This is a genomic window from Paraburkholderia sp. MM5384-R2 (genome assembly GCF_014201025.1).
Taxonomy (GTDB): domain Bacteria; phylum Pseudomonadota; class Gammaproteobacteria; order Burkholderiales; family Burkholderiaceae; genus Paraburkholderia; species Paraburkholderia tuberum.
Genome location: NZ_JACHDI010000010.1, coordinates 136,268 through 152,279 on the forward strand (window position 1 = coordinate 136,268; position 16,012 = coordinate 152,279).

The following is a 16,012-nucleotide window of genomic DNA, read 5'->3' on the forward strand; positions in this document are numbered from 1 at the left end:
TCATCGTAACGCGAAAGCCCGCGCGCGAGGCACTCCCAACCCAGATCTGGCACCGCTGGCGAGACCAGCGCCTGCGATGCATCAAAATGAAGCATCAAAAAAAAGCTGCGCACGTAATGTGCGCAGCTTTGCGAGACTGACGACGCGAAAAAAACGCGTCGATGTGGCGGCAAAACAACGCGCCGCCACGTATTCAGTAACTGTTTAGAACTTATGGATGATACCAACGCCAACCGCGGTCTGGCTGCGCGACGAGGACGGCGAACCGTTCTGGCCGTCGCCGATGCTTGCCACTGCGTTGATGATGGACTTGCCGTTGCCCGACAGCGTCTGGCCGCTAGCGCGCTGATACGCTTCGAGTGCGTACAGGCCGGTGCGCTTGGACAGCGAGTAGTACTGCGACAGGTTGAACTGGCTGTAGCTAGCCGTGCTCTGAATGCCGTTCGACGACGTTGCACGGGTGTAGCTATAGCCAGCGGCCAAGTCCAGCACCGAGATCGGCTTCCAGTGCAGCACTGCGCCACCGGTATTCCAGATCTGCGTGTCGTGGAACAGCGAAGCCTGGCCCGCAGTGTATTGAACGTTCGAGTATGCGAACGAAACGTCCCACTGCGAGTTGAACGCGTAACCACCCGTCACCGCAATGCGCTGCTGCTTCGCTGCGGTCTGGAAGCCGTTGTTGATTGCCGAGACGGACGGCTGCGAGCCGTTGTTCGACGCCGTGGAATTCCACGCGGGGGTGCCAACGGTCGCCGCGTTGTCAATGCGCTGGATACCTGCCGCGAGACCGATCGGGCCGTTCAGGTACTGTGCCGCAACGCTCCAGGTTTGGCCGGCTGCGAAGCTGCCCGCGTTGCCGCCCAGTGCGTACGAACCGCTAACCGTCAGACCGGCAAAGCTCGGCGACGTATAAACCAGTTGGTTGTTCACGCGGAACGTCGTATCCAGCGAGTCGATATCACCCGCATGCGCACCGTATGCACCGGTCAGCCACGTGGTCGGGCTATACGGCGAGAGCATCGTGTAGTACGAGGTGTACCCGCGGCCTGCCGTCACCGTACCGAACTGAGCGTTCGTCAGACCGACCCATGCCTGGCGGTTGAATGCCAGACCCGACACACTTTGCGCGCCAGTTGCGCTGTTAAAGCCTTCTTCCAACTGGAAAATCGTCTTAGTGCCGCCACCCAGATCTTCCGAGCCCTTCAAACCGAAACGGCTGCCTGCCCAGATGCCGTTGATCATCTTGACCTGCGAACTGCCAGGGACGGTCTGCGGTTTCGCCGCCGTGGTCAGCGACGCCGAGCTGTTCTGCCAACCCAGGCCCGTATCGACGATACCGTAAAGCGTCACGCTGCTTTGCGCATGTGCGCCCAGGGCGACCAACCCCAAGGCCGAAGCTAAGAGAGTCTTTTTCATTTTTACTCCTCTGTTAAAAACTTTCTAATGCGGCCTATGCGAGCGCCGCTGAGTGTGGGAAATACGTTTTATTTGGATCAGAACACCGGGTGACCATTGATGATGCTCGGCAACCAGGTCGAGAACCACGGGACATAGGTGACGATATTGATGGCCGAGAAGATAGCGAGGTAATACGGCCACGCCACCTTAGTAGTTTCCCCTATCGACACATTGCCAATTGCGCATCCAATGAATTGCACCGAGCCAATCGGCGGATGCACGAGACCCAATGCGCAGTTCAGCAGAATCATGATGCCGAACTGAACCGGGCCCACCCCGTTGTGCATGGCCATCGGCAGGAACAGCGGGGTTGTGATCAGGATGTGCGCCGCCATGTCGACGAACGTACCGAGGAACACCTGAATCACGTTGATGTACAACAACATCAGCCACGGCAGCGAGGTCGCGCCGTCGAGCATGCGCTCGATCGCCTCCGGGATCTCCAGATAGGCCATCTGGTAGCGCAGCATGTTCGACACACCGATCAGCAGCAGCACCACGCCGGTCGTTTTCGCGGCCTTGCCGAGCGCATGGCCGAGCTTTTTCATCGACAGCGAGCGATACACGACGATGGTCAATATCAGCGAATAACCCACGGCGATCGCGGCCGCCTCCGTCGCGGTGGCGATACCGCGTGCCACGCAGAACAGAATGATCGCGATGACCATCAGACCCGGCACCGCGCCGACGAACGTGCGCAGCACCGCCATCCAGCCCGGGAAACGCTGCAGTTCGGTCGAACCGTCGGGACGGCGCGGATAGCCGAACTTGACGGCCTGCCAGTAAGCGGCGATCAGCACGAGGCCCATCACCCACAGCACCGGCAACAGACCCGAGAACAGCAGATCGCCAATCGACACGCCGCTCATCTGCTTGCCGTTCAGCACGCCGCTCACGCCTTGCGCGGCGAACGCGTAGATGATCATGTTGGTCGACGTCGGCATCAGCGCGCCGGCGAGCGACGAGTGCGTGGTCACGTTGACCGCGTATGCGGCGCTATAACCTTCGCGCTTCATCAGCGGGATCACGACGCCGCCCATGGCCGACGTATCCGCGGTCGGCGAACCCGACACGCCGCCGAACAGCGTACAGGCGACCACGTTGGCCATGCCGAGGCCACCGCGGAAATGGCCGACCGTGGCCTGCGCGAAACGCAGGATGCGGTCAGCGATGCCGCCGTGGAGCATCAGCTCGCCGGAGAAGATGAAGAACGGGACCGCGAGGAACGAGAAACCGTTCATGCCCGAGATCATCGACTGCATCGCGGTCGCGGTCGGCAAGCCTTCGAACAGGTACGTCAGAACGCAGGACAGGCCCAACGCGAATGAAACCGGAACCCCGAGGAAGAGGAAGATTAGAAAACTGGCGGCAAGAAGGGCAAGTTCCATGATGGTTCTACTTTTATTCCGTGGCGGAGAGTTCGAGCGCCGGCTCTTCCCGTTTCCCCGCGAAGAGCTCGAGCAGATGCTCGATCGAGAACAACGCGATGCACACACTCGCGAAGATCGGGATGCAGTAGCGCACGCCTTCCGGCACGCCGATGATCGGAATGCGGTCGCCCATCGTGGTTTGCGCCATCTCGAGGCAACCGACGAAGACCGCCACCGCGAAAGCGACCAGACACAGGTGCTGAATCCCTTTCGCGATCACCTGGCCTTTCTCGGGCAATTTCCTGACGAGCGAGTCGAGTCCGATGTGACCGCCCTCGCGAACCTTCAGCGCGGCGCCGAACATCGCGATCAGGATCACCAGCAGCAATGCGATGGGCTCAACGAAATCGGGCGCGTCGCTAAACACGTAGCGCATCACCACGCTATAAATCACGAGCAGGCAAAGCACGGCGAGGCTAAGCGACGCCACGACCAGCAGCACGCGAAAAAGAAAATCATTGGGGCGTTTCAGGAAACTCATGACCCTGTCCTTGCTTACGACCGACCTGTGCTTGAGATTCAGCCGTCCCGATGCGACATGATCCGCACGCGCGCGCGAAATCGCGCGGCGGAAGGTCTCGCGAGTTTCCTCGCGGGACCATTCACGCCGCTGTTGCGACAAGCGTTGCTATTGCTGATTGCGTCCGGGACGCGTGACTTACTTGATTGCTTCGATCTCGTCGACGATCTGCTTCATCTGCGGGGTCTTTTCGTACTTCGCCCACACAGGCTGCATCACCTTCACGAAAGCCGCGCGGTCGATCTGCGAAGCCGCGATGACCGTTGCGCCACCCTTCGTGACGGCCTTCTGTGCGTCGGCTTCGCGCGCGGTCCACAGCTTCTCGTAGTAAGGCACCGAGTCGGCCGCGGCCTTCTTGATGATCTGCTGCTCTTGCGGCGACAGCGTGTCCCACACCTTCTTCGAGAACACCAGCACTTCCGGCGTCATCGAATGCTGGGTCTCCGAGTAGACCTGAGCGACTTCGAAGTGCTTGGTTTCTTCGTACGACGGCAGGTTGTTTTCGGCGCCGTCGACGAGGCCGGTCTTCAGGCCCGTATAGACTTCCGAGAACGGCATCGGGGTCGGCGTGCCGCCCATTGCCTTGATTTCGTCGACCATCAGGTCGGACGGCTGCACGCGGACCTTCAGCCCCTTCATGTCAGCCGGCGACTTGATCGCCTTCTTCGCGTACATCGAGCGTGCGCCGCTCTCGTAGAACGTCAGTGCGATCATGCCCTTCGCGGTGAAGGCGTCGAGGATCTTCTGGCCTTCCGGACCGTACATGACCTTGCGGAAATGGTCGACGTCGCGGAACAGGAACGGCAGCGACGGGATCATCGATTCCGGCACGATCTCGTTGAACGCAGCGCCGTTGGCACGCGCCATGTCGAGCGCGCCGATACGAACCTGGTCGATCGTGTCGTTTTCCGAACCGAGCGCGCTGTTGCCGAACACCTTCACGGAGTCCTTGCCGCCGGTCGCCTTGCTGATCTCCTCGCCCATGTACTTCACGGCCATGTTGGTCGGGAAGGTGTCGCCGTGCACATCGGCAACGCGGAACACGCGCGCTTCAGCCGACATCGTGCTGAACGCCAACGCCGCGGCCGCGACGATCATCGAAACATGGGAAGAGGCAAACTTCTTGTTCATCGTGACATTCCTTGAAAAATAGACCATCCCAGCAACAGCGGATGTGACATGGTTTTGACGCGTCTCCGGCTTCACGCTCACTGCCTTCGCAGGTGCGGGCGTTGGCCGTACTGGCTGCGCGACTTCCCCGGCACAGTTGACCCAGCACTCCAGTCGACAACTCGACTACTTACTTCAATCACGCCGGCCGGCTTCGGACATGCATGCCGCATCGACCGCAGCGGCACGAATGCCTTGAAAACCCACCGAATTGCACTGTCACACCAACACAGAAAGCCATTTGTTTGGACTTATATGTTGTACGACAACATACGAAGTCTATAAAAGGGGTTTTATCTTGTACAGACGGTATTTACCCGCATCAGGAAAAGCGCCAGTACGGATGACCGGCGTGGCATGCCACAAGGTCCCGCGCCGTCTGGCATTGGATGGGGACGGAATCGGTACAGTCTGGGGAGCTGTGGCATTTTTGCTGAAGAAATACGTGGCTGCGTGGTCTTCACACAACACGTTGTACGACGAGTGACAAATAAAGGGCCACACGAATGGTCCTGAAAAATGAAAACGCCGGGAGAAAAACTTCGTCCCGGCGCATGCTTCATGCAAGCAACGTTACAGTTGCCCTGCGAATTCGGGCTCAGGCAGCCCGCTCACGCCGGGCCGCAGGGCGAACACGTGGCCGTCGTGCTCGCTCGCGCCGTTGGCGGGACGAATCGAGGTGACGAACAGCGTATCGAGATCGCGGCCGCCGAACGCGCACATGGCAGGCTTGATGGCCGGCACCGGAACCTGCCGGTCAAGCTTGCCCTGCGGCGTAAAACGCAGCAGCAGACCGGCGTCGTTCGCGCAGATCCAGTAGCAGCCGTCGGCATCGACCGCCGCGCCGTCCGGACGGCCCGAATAGTGATGTAGGTCGGCGAACACGCGGCGGTTGCGCGGCTCACCGCTGTCGACGTCGTAGTCGAACGCCCAGATCAGCCGGCGCAGCGGATGCGAGTCGGACAGATACATCGTCGTGCCGTCCGGCGACCAGCCCAGGCCGTTCTGCGTGATCAGCGAATCGACGACCGGCGCGGACAGCACGCCCTTCTCGTCGAAGCGGTACAGCGCGCCGCCTGGGATCGCCGCGGCCATCTCCATCACCATCGTGCCGGCCCAGAAACGCCCTTGCCGGTCGCAGCGGCCGTCGTTGAAACGCATTCCGCCGTGCGGGAATTCAGGCGCCGCGAGCTTGCGCAGCGACGCTGTCAGCGGCTCGCCGCTCGCCGCCTTCGACGCGTCCGCGAGCGTGAGCGCGAACAACCCGGTCTCGCAGCCGGCGAGCACGGTGCCGGCGTGATCGAACGCGATGCAGGCAACCTGCTCCGGCAGCAGCCATTCGGTGCGCTTGCCTGTCGCGAGCGAGCCGCGCACGATCTTTTTCGCCGGAATGTCGACCCAGTACAGCGCCTGCTCGGCCGCGCGCCAGACCGGGCTTTCACCAGTGGCCGCGGGCAACGGACCGGCCGCTTCGAAGCGCTCCACTTGCGGATTCGCGCTCATTGTTCAGGCTCCCGCTTCGGCTCCATCGGACCGGCTAGCACGAACGGGCCGCCCTGGTACAGCTGGGTCGGGTCGTCGAAGCGCGTGTCCGGGGCGCTCGGTGGGAACAGGTGTTCGAACTGCGTCGAGCTGTCTTGCGGACGGTAGCCGAGAAACGCGGCGTTCGTGTTGTCGACCCACGAGATGCGATTATTCGACACGCCGTAGACGATCGCGTGACCGACGCGGTTCGTGAACAGCGAGCAGCGCACGAGCTCGATGAAATCGCGGTAGCTCAGATACGTGACGAGCATGCGTGCGGTCTTCGGCTGCTCGAACGACGAGCCGATCCGCAAACACACGGTCTCGAGACCGAAGCGGTCGAAGTAGTAGCGCGACAGCGATTCGCCGAAACACTTCGTCACGCCGTACATGCCGTCCGGACGCAGCGGCACTTCGGTATCGAGAACCGACGTGACCGGATGGAAACCCACCGCGTGATTCGAGCTCGCGTAGATGACGCGCTTCACGCCATGCTTTTGCGCCGACGAGTACACGTTGTAGAGGCCGCGGATGTTCGCTTCGAGCAGGTCCTCGAACGGCGCTTCGACGGAGATGCCGCCGAGATGCACCACCGCGTCCACGCCTTCGAGCAGCGCGTGCACGGCTGCTTCATCGGCGAGATTGACGACGGCCGCTTCCTCGTGCGCGGCGACTTCGCCGAGCGCAGCGATATCGGACACGCGCACGATGTCGGCCCATTGCGCGAGCGCGGGACGCAGTTGCTTGCCGAGGTTGCCCGCGGCGCCGGTGAGCAGCAAACGGCGGAAGGGTTTCTTTGCCGCGGAGCGGTCAACGTTCAAATCGGTCATGTCTCTTGGATGTTGTGATTGCGATCGGGTCTTCTGAACGGAAAAGCGAGCGCCGGCTGGACCGGCGCTCGCCTGAGTATTGACGGGGCAAGGTGCCTGTTCAGGTCACCGGCGCCGGATTGAACAACGTCAACGCATTGTGCAGTCCGAGCTTCTCCGCGCAGGTTTCCTTGCGGCCGCTCGCGACTTCGAGCATCAGGCGGAACAGTTCCCAGCCCACCTCCTCGATGCTGGACTGGCCAGTCGCGATCGTGCCGGCGTTGATGTCCATCAGATCGTGCCAGCGACGCGCGAGGTCCGAACGCGTCGCGACCTTGATGACCGGTACTTCGGCGAGGCTGTACGGCGTGCCGCGGCCGGTCGTGAACACGTGCAGCGTGATGCCCGAGGCGACCTGCAGCGTGCCGCAGATGAAGTCGCTGGCCGGCGTCGCCGCGTAGATCAGGCCCTTCTGATTGACCTTCTCACCCGGCGACAGCACGCCGGAGATCGCCGAGTTGCCCGACTTGATGATCGAACCCATCGCCTTTTCGACGATGTTCGACAGGCCGCCCTTTTTGTTGCCGGGCGTCGTGTTCGCGCTGCGGTCCGCGCCGCCGCGCTTCAGGTAATCGTCGTACCACTGCATCTCGCGGATGATCGCCTGTGCGACGTCCGCATTGGCCGCGCGCGCGGTCAGCTGATCGACGCCGTCGCGCACTTCGGTGACTTCGGAGAACATCACGGTCGCGCCGGCGCGCACCAGCAGGTCCGTTGCGAATCCGACGGCCGGGTTCGCGGTCAGGCCCGAGAACGCGTCGCTACCGCCGCACTGCACGCCGATCACCAGATCCGACGCCGGACAGGTTTCGCGACGGCGGTTGTTCAGGCGCTTCAGATGCCCTTCGGCCATCCTCATGATCGACGTGATCATCGACTGGAAGCCGACGTGCGATTCGTCCTGCAGCACCACGACGTCGCCGTTCTGGTCTAGCGCGACATCACCGATGTCCGCGACGTCGTCGACGACCGCTGCCGCCGCGATCGGAATCGTTCCCGGCGGCATCAGACGCTCGGGCTGCAGCTTCTCGCAGCCGAGGCTCACCATCATCACTTCGCCGCCGAAGTTCGGGTTCAGCGCGATGTTGCGCACGGTGCGGATCGGCACCATCGCGTCGGGCGCGTCGATCGCGACGCCGCAGCCGTAGGTGTGACCGAGGCTGACGACATCGTCGACATTCGGATATTTCGGCAGCAGCTCGGCCTTGATGCGCGTGACCGCGTGTTGCACGACGTCGGCGACGCACTGCACGGTGGTCGTGATCGCGAGGATGTTGCGCGTGCCCACCGAGCCGTCCGAGTTGCGGTAGCCCTCGAACGTATAGCCTTCGAGCGGCGGCATGTCCGGCGCTTTGGTGGTGGCGATCGGCAGGTCTTCGAGTCCCGGCGGGCTCGGCATGCGGATCACGTGCTCGTTGATCCAGCTGCCCTTCGGCAGCGGCTTCAGCGCATAACCGATCACGACGTTATAGCGGATGACCTCGTCGCCCTCGGCGAGATCGGCCAGCGCGACCTTGTGGCCCTGCGGCACACGCTCGCGCAGCCTGAGGCCATCGGCAAATACCGCGCCCTCGCCCAGACCGCCGTCGTTGACGACGATCGCGACATTGTCATTGGGATGAACGCGGATGTAGAGCGGAGTTTGTTCCATTGATCGATCCTTGAGGCGTGATAGACCTGCTTCGCCAGAAATCATACGTCATCCTACAACATGAAGTTTCGCCCGGATGTTCCGTATTTACCCTATAGCGTGAATTATGCCGTGAAAACCCCGTTGAGTTACCGGATTTGTTGTTGTACGATGACGTATAAGAAATCTGATTCCAAAGATTTTCTGCTAGTACGACGTCCGTTGTACTGGTTGGAACCAACAACGACCCAATCCGACGCCTGGATACTTTGATCATGACGACACCGCAGGAACTCAAGCAGATCGTTTCGGAAGGCCTCCTGTCCTTCCCCGTCACCGACTTCGACGCTAAAGGCGACTTCCGCGCCGACACCTACGCAGAGCGTCTCGAATGGCTCGCTCCGTACGGCGCTTCGGCGCTGTTCGTCGCCGGCGGCACGGGCGAATTCTTCTCGCTGACGCAAGACGACTACACGCAAGTAGTCAAGACCGCGGTCGAGGTCTGCAAGGGCAAGGTACCGATCCTCGCCGGCGCCGGCGGCCCGACCCGCGTGGCGATCGCCTACGCGAAGGAAGCGCAGCGCCTCGGCGCGCACGGCATCCTGCTGATGCCGCACTACCTGACCGAAGCAAGCCAGGACGGTATCGCCGAGCACGCCGAAGAGGTCTGCAAGGCTGTTCCGGGCATGGGCATGATCATCTACAACCGCGCGAACTCGAAGCTCAACGCCGACATGCTCGAGCGTCTGGCAGACCGTTGCCCGAACCTGATCGGCTTCAAGGACGGCGTGGGCGAGATCGAAAACATGGTGACGATCCGCCGCCGCCTCGGCGAGCGCTTCTCGTACCTCGGCGGCCTGCCGACCGCGGAAGTCTACGCTGCCGCCTACAAGGCGCTGGGCGTGCCGGTGTACTCGTCGGCGGTGTTCAACTTCATCCCGAAGACCGCGATGGACTTCTACCGCGCGATCGCCGCTGACGACCACGCGACGGTCGGCAAGCTGATCGACGAATTCTTCCTGCCGTACCTGAAGATCCGCAACCGCCGTGCCGGCTACGCGGTCAGCATCGTCAAGGCTGGAGCGAAGCTGGTCGGCCACGACGCAGGTCCGGTGCGCGCACCGCTGACCGACCTGACTCCGGAAGAAATGGAGCAGCTCGACGCGCTGATCAAGAAGCTCGGACCGCAGTAAGGAACCGGCGTCAGGGCTTCGAGCGAAGTAGCTCGGGAGCCTCATCGATGAGGGCCGCCTAGACGGCCGCGTGGCGAACGCCCGGCACAGCAACGTCGCCGGGCGTTCGTGTGTTTGCCCGACAGGCAGGTGGTCTGCGGGCCACCCGGTGTGCAGACTACACCTCGCCAGACAATACAGGAGATGACCCATGGACTTGAGCCGCTCGGCCAGTTCCACCGACGCCGCTTCTAGCGCGGCACGCACCAAGGTCCGCTACGGGATCCTGCTGCTGATCTTTGTGATCACCACCCTCAACTACGCCGACCGCGCGACGCTGTCCGTCACCGGTTCCGCAATGCGCACCGCGTTCAGCCTCGACGCGATCCGCATGGGCTATATCTTTTCCGCATTCAGCTGGGCTTACGTGCTGTCGCAACTGCCGGCCGGCTGGCTGCTCGACCGTTTCGGCGCGCGCCGCGTGTACGCGGCGAGCATCTTCTCGTGGTCGCTATTCACGCTGCTGCAGAGCTCGGTCGGCCTGCTCGGCAGCGCCGGTGCGGCGATTACCGGCCTGTTCGCGTTGCGCTTCGTGATGGGCGCGGCCGAGTCGCCGGCGTTCCCGGCGAACGCAAAGGTCGTCGCGAGCTGGTTCCCGACCAACGAGCGCGGCACCGCGTCGGCGATCTTCAACGCCGCGCAATACTTCGCCGCGGTCGTGTTCACGCCGCTGATGGCGTGGCTCACGCACGCGTTCGGGTGGGAAATGGTCTACGTCGTACTGGGCGTGGCCGGGCTGCTGCTCGCGCTGACGTGGCTGAAGGTCATGAAGAATCCCGCCGACCATCCGCGCGTGTCGCGCGCCGAGCTCGAGTACATCGAGCAAGGTGGCGGCCTCGTCAGCGGTGCGCGCAAGACGCGCCCGGACGATATTTCGAAGGCCGGCGGCTGGACGCTCGTGCGTCAGTTGCTCAGCAACCGCATGCTGCTCGGCATCTATCTCGCGCAGTACTGCATCAACGTGCTGACCTACTTCTTCCTGACGTGGTTTCCGATCTACCTCGTGCAGGCGCGCGGCATGACGATTCTGCACGCGGGCCTCGTGGCCTCGCTGCCGGCGATCTGCGGCTTTCTCGGCGGGGTGCTCGGCGGCGTGCTGTCGGACGGAATGATCCGCCGCGGCTGTTCGCTGACCGTCGCGCGCAAGGTGCCGATCGTCGGCGGCATGCTGCTGTCGACCTGCATCATCGGCTGCAACTACGTGTCGACCGACTGGGTCGTCGTCGCGCTGATGTCGCTCGCGTTCTTCGGCAAGGGCATCGGCGCGCTCGGCTGGGCGGTGGTCGCCGATACGTCGCCGAAGGAAGCGCTCGGCTTGTCCGGCGGGATCTTCAACATGTTCGGCAACATCGCCGGCATCGTGACGCCGATCGTGATCGGCTATCTCGTCGCGCGCACGGGCTCGTTCAATGGCGCGCTGGTGTTCGTCGGCGCGAACGCGCTGCTGACCGTGATCAGCTATCTGGTGATCGTCAAGGACATCCGGCGGGTCGAGTTGCGCCCGGCGTGAGCCCGTTATAGGCTTGGTTATCGTCGCGGTTATCGTACTTCCGGCCGACCGACCCGGCGCCTCGCGCGATCTATCCGCGCCGAGGCGCCAAACTTCGGGCCTGCGCCGATATACGTGACATTTGCGCCGGAAACGATCCGGCGCTTATATAATCAGTCGTCAGACGACGATATAATAAAAATGCACGATTCCCAGCGATCTTTCAAACAAGGAGCGTTTTCGATGGCTACACCACTAGCATCCGCGGCACCGCCACGACGCGCTCGCAATCTTGCCGAGTTCGTCGTCAACTACGTCACCGAGCAGATCGCTGCCAACCTGCTGAAGCCGGGCGACAAACTCCCCACCGAATCGCAGTTGATGAGCACACTCAGCGTGAGCCGCACGGTGATTCGCGAGGCGATCTCGCGCCTGCAGGCAGGCAAGGTCATCGAGACGCGGCACGGCATCGGCAGCTTCGTGCTCGAGCCGCAACGCGAAAAGCTCGGCATCGACATGGTGCCCGCCACCACGCTGCGCGACGTGCTGTGCATTCTGGAGTTGCGCATCAGTCTCGAAACCGAATGCGCCGGTCTCGCCGCGCAACGCGCGAAACCGGACGACCTCGCGCGCATGCGCACCGCGCTCGACGCGATCGAGGCCACGCGCCACAACGGGCTCGACAGCGTGCAGGCCGACCTGCAGTTCCACATCTCGGTCGCACGCGCAACCGGCAACCGCTATTTCGTCGACATCCTGTCGCAAATGGGCAGCGCGCTGATTCCGCGCAACCGGCTCGACTCGGCCGGCATCGCGCGCGCCGATCCTGACGCGTATCTGTCGCTCGTGAACCTCGAGCATGAAAGCATCCTCGAGGCGATCAGCCGGCACGACGCCGAAGGCGCACGCGCGGCGATGCGCATGCATCTGTCGAATAGCCGCGAGCGGCTGCGTCGCGCGAATGAAGCGAGCGAAGCGAACAGCTGATTCTCACCAAGCTCGCGGGCGAAAAAAATGGCCGGGAATCTCCCGGCCATTTTTTTATCTTGCGATTGCGTCCGCCCCTCCCTTCGATCCGCGCCCGCGCCGACCGGCCCAGGCACGCATCCGTTCAGGACGGCGTCACGCGATTAACCGCGCGTGAGTTCGCCATCGCGACGACGCCACAGTTCCAGCGGATTGCCGTCAGCCAGCGTTTCCGGCAGCAGCTCGGTCGGGAAGTCCTGGTAGCAGACCGGGCGCAGGAAGCGGTCGATCGACGTGGTGCCGACCGAGGTCGCTCGGCTATCCGACGTTGCCGGGAACGGGCCGCCGTGGACCATCGCGTGGCACACTTCGACGCCGGTCGGGAAGCCGTTGACCAGAATCCGGCCGGCCTTGCGCTCGAGAATCGGCACCAGCTTCTTCGCAGCCGCCACGTCGGCGCTGTCCATCTGCAGCGTCGCGGTCAGCTGGCCGGCGAAGTGTTCGGCGACCTTCAGCATTTCCTGCTCGTCCTTGCAGCGGATGATCGTCGACACCGGGCCGAAGACTTCGTCTTCGAGCGCCGGGTTCGCGAGGAACGTCTGCGCGTCGGTCACGAACAGCGCCGCGCAAGCCTGGGTCGGGCCGGTCGCGGCGACGCCGCGTGCCACGACTTCAACGCCCTTCGTCGCGGCCAGCTTGCCTTCGCCGTCTTCATACGCGGCGTGAATGCCCGAGGTCAGCATGGTCTGCGCCGGCTTCGCCGCGAGCGCTTCCGATGCCGTCGCGACGAAGCCCTTCAGCGCGTCGCTGTCGATCGCGATGGCGAGGCCCGGGTTGGTGCAGAACTGGCCCGCGCCGAGCACGAGCGAGTCGACGAAACCGCGCGCGATGCTGTCGCCGCGTGCCGCAAGAGCGTTGGGCAGCAGGAACACCGGGTTGATGCTGCTCATTTCCGCGTACACCGGGATCGGCTCCGGACGCGCCGCCGCGACGCGCATCAGCGAAGTGCCGCCCGCGCGCGAACCGGTGAAGCCGACCGCCTTGATGGCCGGGTGCGCAACCAGTGCCTCGCCGACCGAGTTACCCGCGCCGACGATCATCGAGAACACGCCTTCGGGCAGATCCATTTCCTGCGCGACGCGCTGGATCACGCGACCGACCAGCTCCGACGTGCCGAGGTGAGCGCGATGCGCCTTCACGACGACCGGGCAGCCAGCAGCCAGCGCCGCGGCGGTGTCGCCACCCGCTACCGAGAACGCGAGCGGGAAGTTGCTCGCGCCGAACACCGCGACCGGACCGAGCGCGATCTTCTGCATGCGCAGATCCGAGCGCGGCAGCGGCTTGCGCTCCGGCAGCGGCGAATCGAGCGTAGCGTTGAGCCACTGGCCCGCGCGCACGGTCTGCGCGAACAGCTTCAACTGGCCGGTGGTGCGGCCGCGCTCGCCTTCCAGACGCGCCTTCGGCAGGCCCGATTCAGCCTGCGCGCGCTCGATCAGCTCGTCGCCGAGCGCGGTGATGCCGTCGGCGATACGGTCCAGGAACTCGGCGCGCACTGCGAGCGGCAGTTGACGGTAGGCGTCGAACGCCTGTTGCGCGAGCGCGCAGGCCTGCTCGACGTTCTCGACGGTGCCGCTGCCGAACACCGGCTCGGCAATCTCGGAACCCGTGGCAGGATTGAACGCGCGCAGCGGTTTTTCTTCGCCGCGCACGGCTTTGCGACCGATCAGCATTTCGCCGGTAATAGGCATTTTTGACTTTCCTTTAATGAAGGCGAAAGATATAGGTCATCCTACAACATCGCGGGGGCCTATGCAACCCGAAACGCTTGTCCGACAGGCGCATACGGGTATACTCGCCCATTACAACCGGGCCATGCGGTGCTAATCTACAGCCGGTCATACGACGACTTATAACTCGCATTTCGCGGTTTAGCATTGTCGCAGCTTTTCCCGATCCATCGCAGTTCGAGGAGACACCGCATGCCCGCCGTCACGCCTTACGAATCCTTGCCCAACCGCTTCCGGCGCGCGGTGCGCGAGGGAAAAACCCAGATCGGCTGCTGGGCGTCGCTCGCCAGCCCGATCGCCACTGAACTGCTGGGCACGGTCGGCTTCGACTGGATGCTGCTGGACGCCGAACACGCGCCCAACGACGTGCTCACGCTGATCCCGCAGTTGATGGCGCTCAAGGACAGCGGCAGCGCACCGGTCGTCCGACCACCGGCCAACGACAGCGTCGTGATCAAACGTTTTCTCGACAGCGGCTTCTCGAACTTCCTCGTGCCGTTCGTCGACAGCGCCGACGACGCCGCCCGCGCGGTCGCGTCGACACGCTATCCGCCGCAGGGCATTCGCGGCGTATCGGTCGGCCATCGCGGCAATCGCTACGGCACCGTGTCCGACTACTTCGCGATCGCCAACGACAACGTCTGCGTGATCCCGCAGATCGAAAGCCGCAAGGCGGTCGAGAATATCGACAGCATCCTCGCGGTGGACGGCATCGACGCGGTCTTCATCGGTCCGTCCGACCTCGCGGCGTCGTATGGCCACCTCGGCAATGCGAGCCATCCGGACGTGCAGCAGGCGATCGCGCATGTGTTCGCGCGCGCGCAGGCGGCCGGCAAGTCGAGCGGCATTCTCGCGCCGGTGCAGGCCGACGCGGAACGATATCTGTCGATGGGCGCGCGCGTCGTCGCGGTCTGCGCGGATCTCGGGTTGCTCAAGGGCGCCGCGCAGGCGGCACAGAAACACTTCATGCAGAAACCGGCGGGCGAGGCTTGAACGCGGCCGCCACGACATCTTCGGAGCATTCCATGCAAACAGCAGGCTTTATCGGACTCGGCATCATGGGCAAGCCCATGGCCGCCAATCTTCTGAAAAACGGCGTGTCGCTCGCCGCCTTTACGCGTAGCGGCGTGCCCGCCGAGCTCACGCAGGCCGGCGCCCTCGCATGCGACAACCCCGCCGCGGTCGCCGCCAACGCGGACGTAATCTTCATCATGGTGCCTGACACGCCGGACGTCGAACGCGTGCTGTTCGGCGAGAACGGCCTCGCGAGCGCGCTGCGCGCCGGCCAGACGGTCGTCGACATGAGCTCGATCTCGCCGATGGCGACCCGCGATTTCGCGGCGCGCGTGGGCGCAACCGGTGCCGATTATCTCGACGCGCCGGTGTCCGGCGGCGAAGTCGGCGCGAAGGCCGGCTCGCTGACCATCATGGTCGGGGGCGAACAGGCCACGTTCGACAGCGTGAAGCCCCTGTTCGACATGATGGGCAAGAACGTCACGCTGATCGGCGCGGTCGGCGCGGGCCAGGTGTGCAAGGTCGCCAACCAGGTGATCGTCGCGGCGACCATCGAGGCGGTCGGCGAAGCGCTGCTGCTCGCGTCGAAGGCGGGTGTCGATGCGGCGCGCGTGCGTGAGGCGCTGATGGGCGGCTTCGCATCGTCGCGCATTCTCGAAGTGCACGGCGAGCGCATGACCAGCCGCACGTTCGATCCGGGCTTCCGCATCGAACTGCACCAGAAGGACCTGAACCTCGCGCTGTCGACCGCGCAGGCGCTCGGCGTGTCGCTGCCGAACACCGCCACCTGCCAGGCGCTGTTCAACGCGTGCGTCGCGCACGGCGGCAAGGCGTGGGACCACTCGGCGATGGTGCGCGCGCTCGAAGTGCTCGCGAATCACGAGATCGGTCAGAAGAGCGCGTAAGCGCGCTGTCGCACGGCG

13 protein-coding genes are annotated in these 16,012 nt (G+C 63.6%); 5 read left to right on the forward strand and 8 right to left on the reverse strand.

What is annotated here, in order from left to right:
* Positions 1–204 precede the first annotated feature (204 nt).
* The 7 genes from HDG37_RS18125 to garD all read right to left on the reverse strand — a co-directional run bounded on the left by HDG37_RS18125 (position 205) and on the right by garD (position 8,622).
* Entirely contained in the window at positions 205–1,416 is a 1,212-nt protein-coding gene (locus tag HDG37_RS18125; protein ID WP_184049981.1) for a porin, read from the reverse strand.
* A gap of 77 nt (positions 1,417–1,493) precedes the next feature.
* Positions 1,494–2,846, reverse strand: a complete 1,353-nt coding sequence (locus HDG37_RS18130; protein WP_184049983.1) for a TRAP transporter large permease — start codon at positions 2,844–2,846, stop codon at positions 1,494–1,496.
* A 13-nt stretch (positions 2,847–2,859) separates the two neighbouring features.
* Positions 2,860–3,369, reverse strand: coding sequence for a TRAP transporter small permease (locus tag HDG37_RS18135; protein ID WP_184049985.1), 510 nt, complete (start codon positions 3,367–3,369; stop codon positions 2,860–2,862).
* A 177-nt stretch (positions 3,370–3,546) separates the two neighbouring features.
* On the reverse strand, positions 3,547–4,539 hold the full coding sequence (locus tag HDG37_RS18140; RefSeq protein WP_184049987.1) for a TRAP transporter substrate-binding protein: 993 nt from the start codon (positions 4,537–4,539) through the stop codon (positions 3,547–3,549).
* 612 nt (positions 4,540–5,151) lie between these two features.
* Positions 5,152–6,081 (reverse strand): SMP-30/gluconolactonase/LRE family protein, encoded by a 930-nt coding sequence (locus HDG37_RS18145; protein WP_184049990.1) that lies wholly within the window; start codon positions 6,079–6,081, stop codon positions 5,152–5,154.
* A complete protein-coding gene (locus tag HDG37_RS18150; RefSeq protein WP_184049992.1) occupies positions 6,078–6,932 on the reverse strand; it encodes an NAD(P)-dependent oxidoreductase in 855 nt (284 codons plus the stop codon). The genes HDG37_RS18145 and HDG37_RS18150 overlap by 4 nt, the downstream gene beginning before the upstream one ends.
* 100 nt (positions 6,933–7,032) lie before the next feature.
* The gene (garD, locus tag HDG37_RS18155; RefSeq protein WP_184049994.1) at positions 7,033–8,622 is read right to left on the reverse strand and encodes a galactarate dehydratase; all 1,590 of its coding nucleotides are present in this window, start codon (positions 8,620–8,622) and stop codon (positions 7,033–7,035) included.
* 254 nt (positions 8,623–8,876) lie between these two features.
* On the opposite strand from garD, the gene kdgD reads away from it, so the two are divergent.
* From kdgD to HDG37_RS18170, 3 genes are all read left to right on the forward strand, one after another.
* Positions 8,877–9,794, forward strand: a complete 918-nt coding sequence (gene kdgD / locus HDG37_RS18160; protein WP_090806087.1) for a 5-dehydro-4-deoxyglucarate dehydratase — start codon at positions 8,877–8,879, stop codon at positions 9,792–9,794.
* A gap of 190 nt (positions 9,795–9,984) precedes the next feature.
* Entirely contained in the window at positions 9,985–11,343 is a 1,359-nt protein-coding gene (locus HDG37_RS18165) for an MFS transporter (RefSeq protein ID WP_184049996.1), read from the forward strand.
* Between the two features lie 222 nt (positions 11,344–11,565).
* Complete coding sequence (locus tag HDG37_RS18170; RefSeq protein ID WP_184049998.1) at positions 11,566–12,309, forward strand: FadR/GntR family transcriptional regulator; 744 nt, start codon at positions 11,566–11,568, stop codon at positions 12,307–12,309.
* A gap of 143 nt (positions 12,310–12,452) precedes the next feature.
* Here the strand turns inward: HDG37_RS18170 and HDG37_RS18175 are convergent, their stop codons facing one another.
* A complete protein-coding gene (locus HDG37_RS18175) occupies positions 12,453–14,036 on the reverse strand; it encodes an aldehyde dehydrogenase (NADP(+)) (protein WP_184050000.1) in 1,584 nt (527 codons plus the stop codon).
* A 231-nt stretch (positions 14,037–14,267) separates the two neighbouring features.
* On the opposite strand from HDG37_RS18175, the gene garL reads away from it, so the two are divergent.
* Complete coding sequence (gene garL / locus HDG37_RS18180; RefSeq protein WP_184050002.1) at positions 14,268–15,068, forward strand: 2-dehydro-3-deoxyglucarate aldolase; 801 nt, start codon at positions 14,268–14,270, stop codon at positions 15,066–15,068.
* Positions 15,065–15,994: a 2-hydroxy-3-oxopropionate reductase gene (locus tag HDG37_RS18185; RefSeq protein WP_260334913.1), complete on the forward strand. Its 930-nt coding sequence runs from the start codon at positions 15,065–15,067 to the stop codon at positions 15,992–15,994. The genes garL and HDG37_RS18185 overlap by 4 nt, the downstream gene beginning before the upstream one ends.
* Positions 15,995–16,012: the final 18 nt, after the last annotated feature.

What these genes read in the sequence shown, in the direction of transcription:
- HDG37_RS18125 (WP_184049981.1), bottom strand. Translation starts at nt 1,416, where the DNA reads ATGAAAAAGACTCTCTTAGCTTCGGCCTTGGGGTTGGTCGCCCTGGGC.
- HDG37_RS18130 (WP_184049983.1), bottom strand. Translation starts at nt 2,846, where the DNA reads ATGGAACTTGCCCTTCTTGCCGCCAGTTTTCTAATCTTCCTCTTCCTC.
- HDG37_RS18135 (WP_184049985.1), bottom strand. Translation starts at nt 3,369, where the DNA reads ATGAGTTTCCTGAAACGCCCCAATGATTTTCTTTTTCGCGTGCTGCTG.
- HDG37_RS18140 (WP_184049987.1), bottom strand. Translation starts at nt 4,539, where the DNA reads ATGAACAAGAAGTTTGCCTCTTCCCATGTTTCGATGATCGTCGCGGCC.
- HDG37_RS18145 (WP_184049990.1), bottom strand. Translation starts at nt 6,081, where the DNA reads ATGAGCGCGAATCCGCAAGTGGAGCGCTTCGAAGCGGCCGGTCCGTTG.
- HDG37_RS18150 (WP_184049992.1), bottom strand. Translation starts at nt 6,932, where the DNA reads ATGACCGATTTGAACGTTGACCGCTCCGCGGCAAAGAAACCCTTCCGC.
- garD (WP_184049994.1), bottom strand. Translation starts at nt 8,622, where the DNA reads ATGGAACAAACTCCGCTCTACATCCGCGTTCATCCCAATGACAATGTC.
- kdgD (WP_090806087.1), top strand. Translation starts at nt 8,877, where the DNA reads ATGACGACACCGCAGGAACTCAAGCAGATCGTTTCGGAAGGCCTCCTG.
- HDG37_RS18165 (WP_184049996.1), top strand. Translation starts at nt 9,985, where the DNA reads ATGGACTTGAGCCGCTCGGCCAGTTCCACCGACGCCGCTTCTAGCGCG.
- HDG37_RS18170 (WP_184049998.1), top strand. Translation starts at nt 11,566, where the DNA reads ATGGCTACACCACTAGCATCCGCGGCACCGCCACGACGCGCTCGCAAT.
- HDG37_RS18175 (WP_184050000.1), bottom strand. Translation starts at nt 14,036, where the DNA reads ATGCCTATTACCGGCGAAATGCTGATCGGTCGCAAAGCCGTGCGCGGC.
- garL (WP_184050002.1), top strand. Translation starts at nt 14,268, where the DNA reads ATGCCCGCCGTCACGCCTTACGAATCCTTGCCCAACCGCTTCCGGCGC.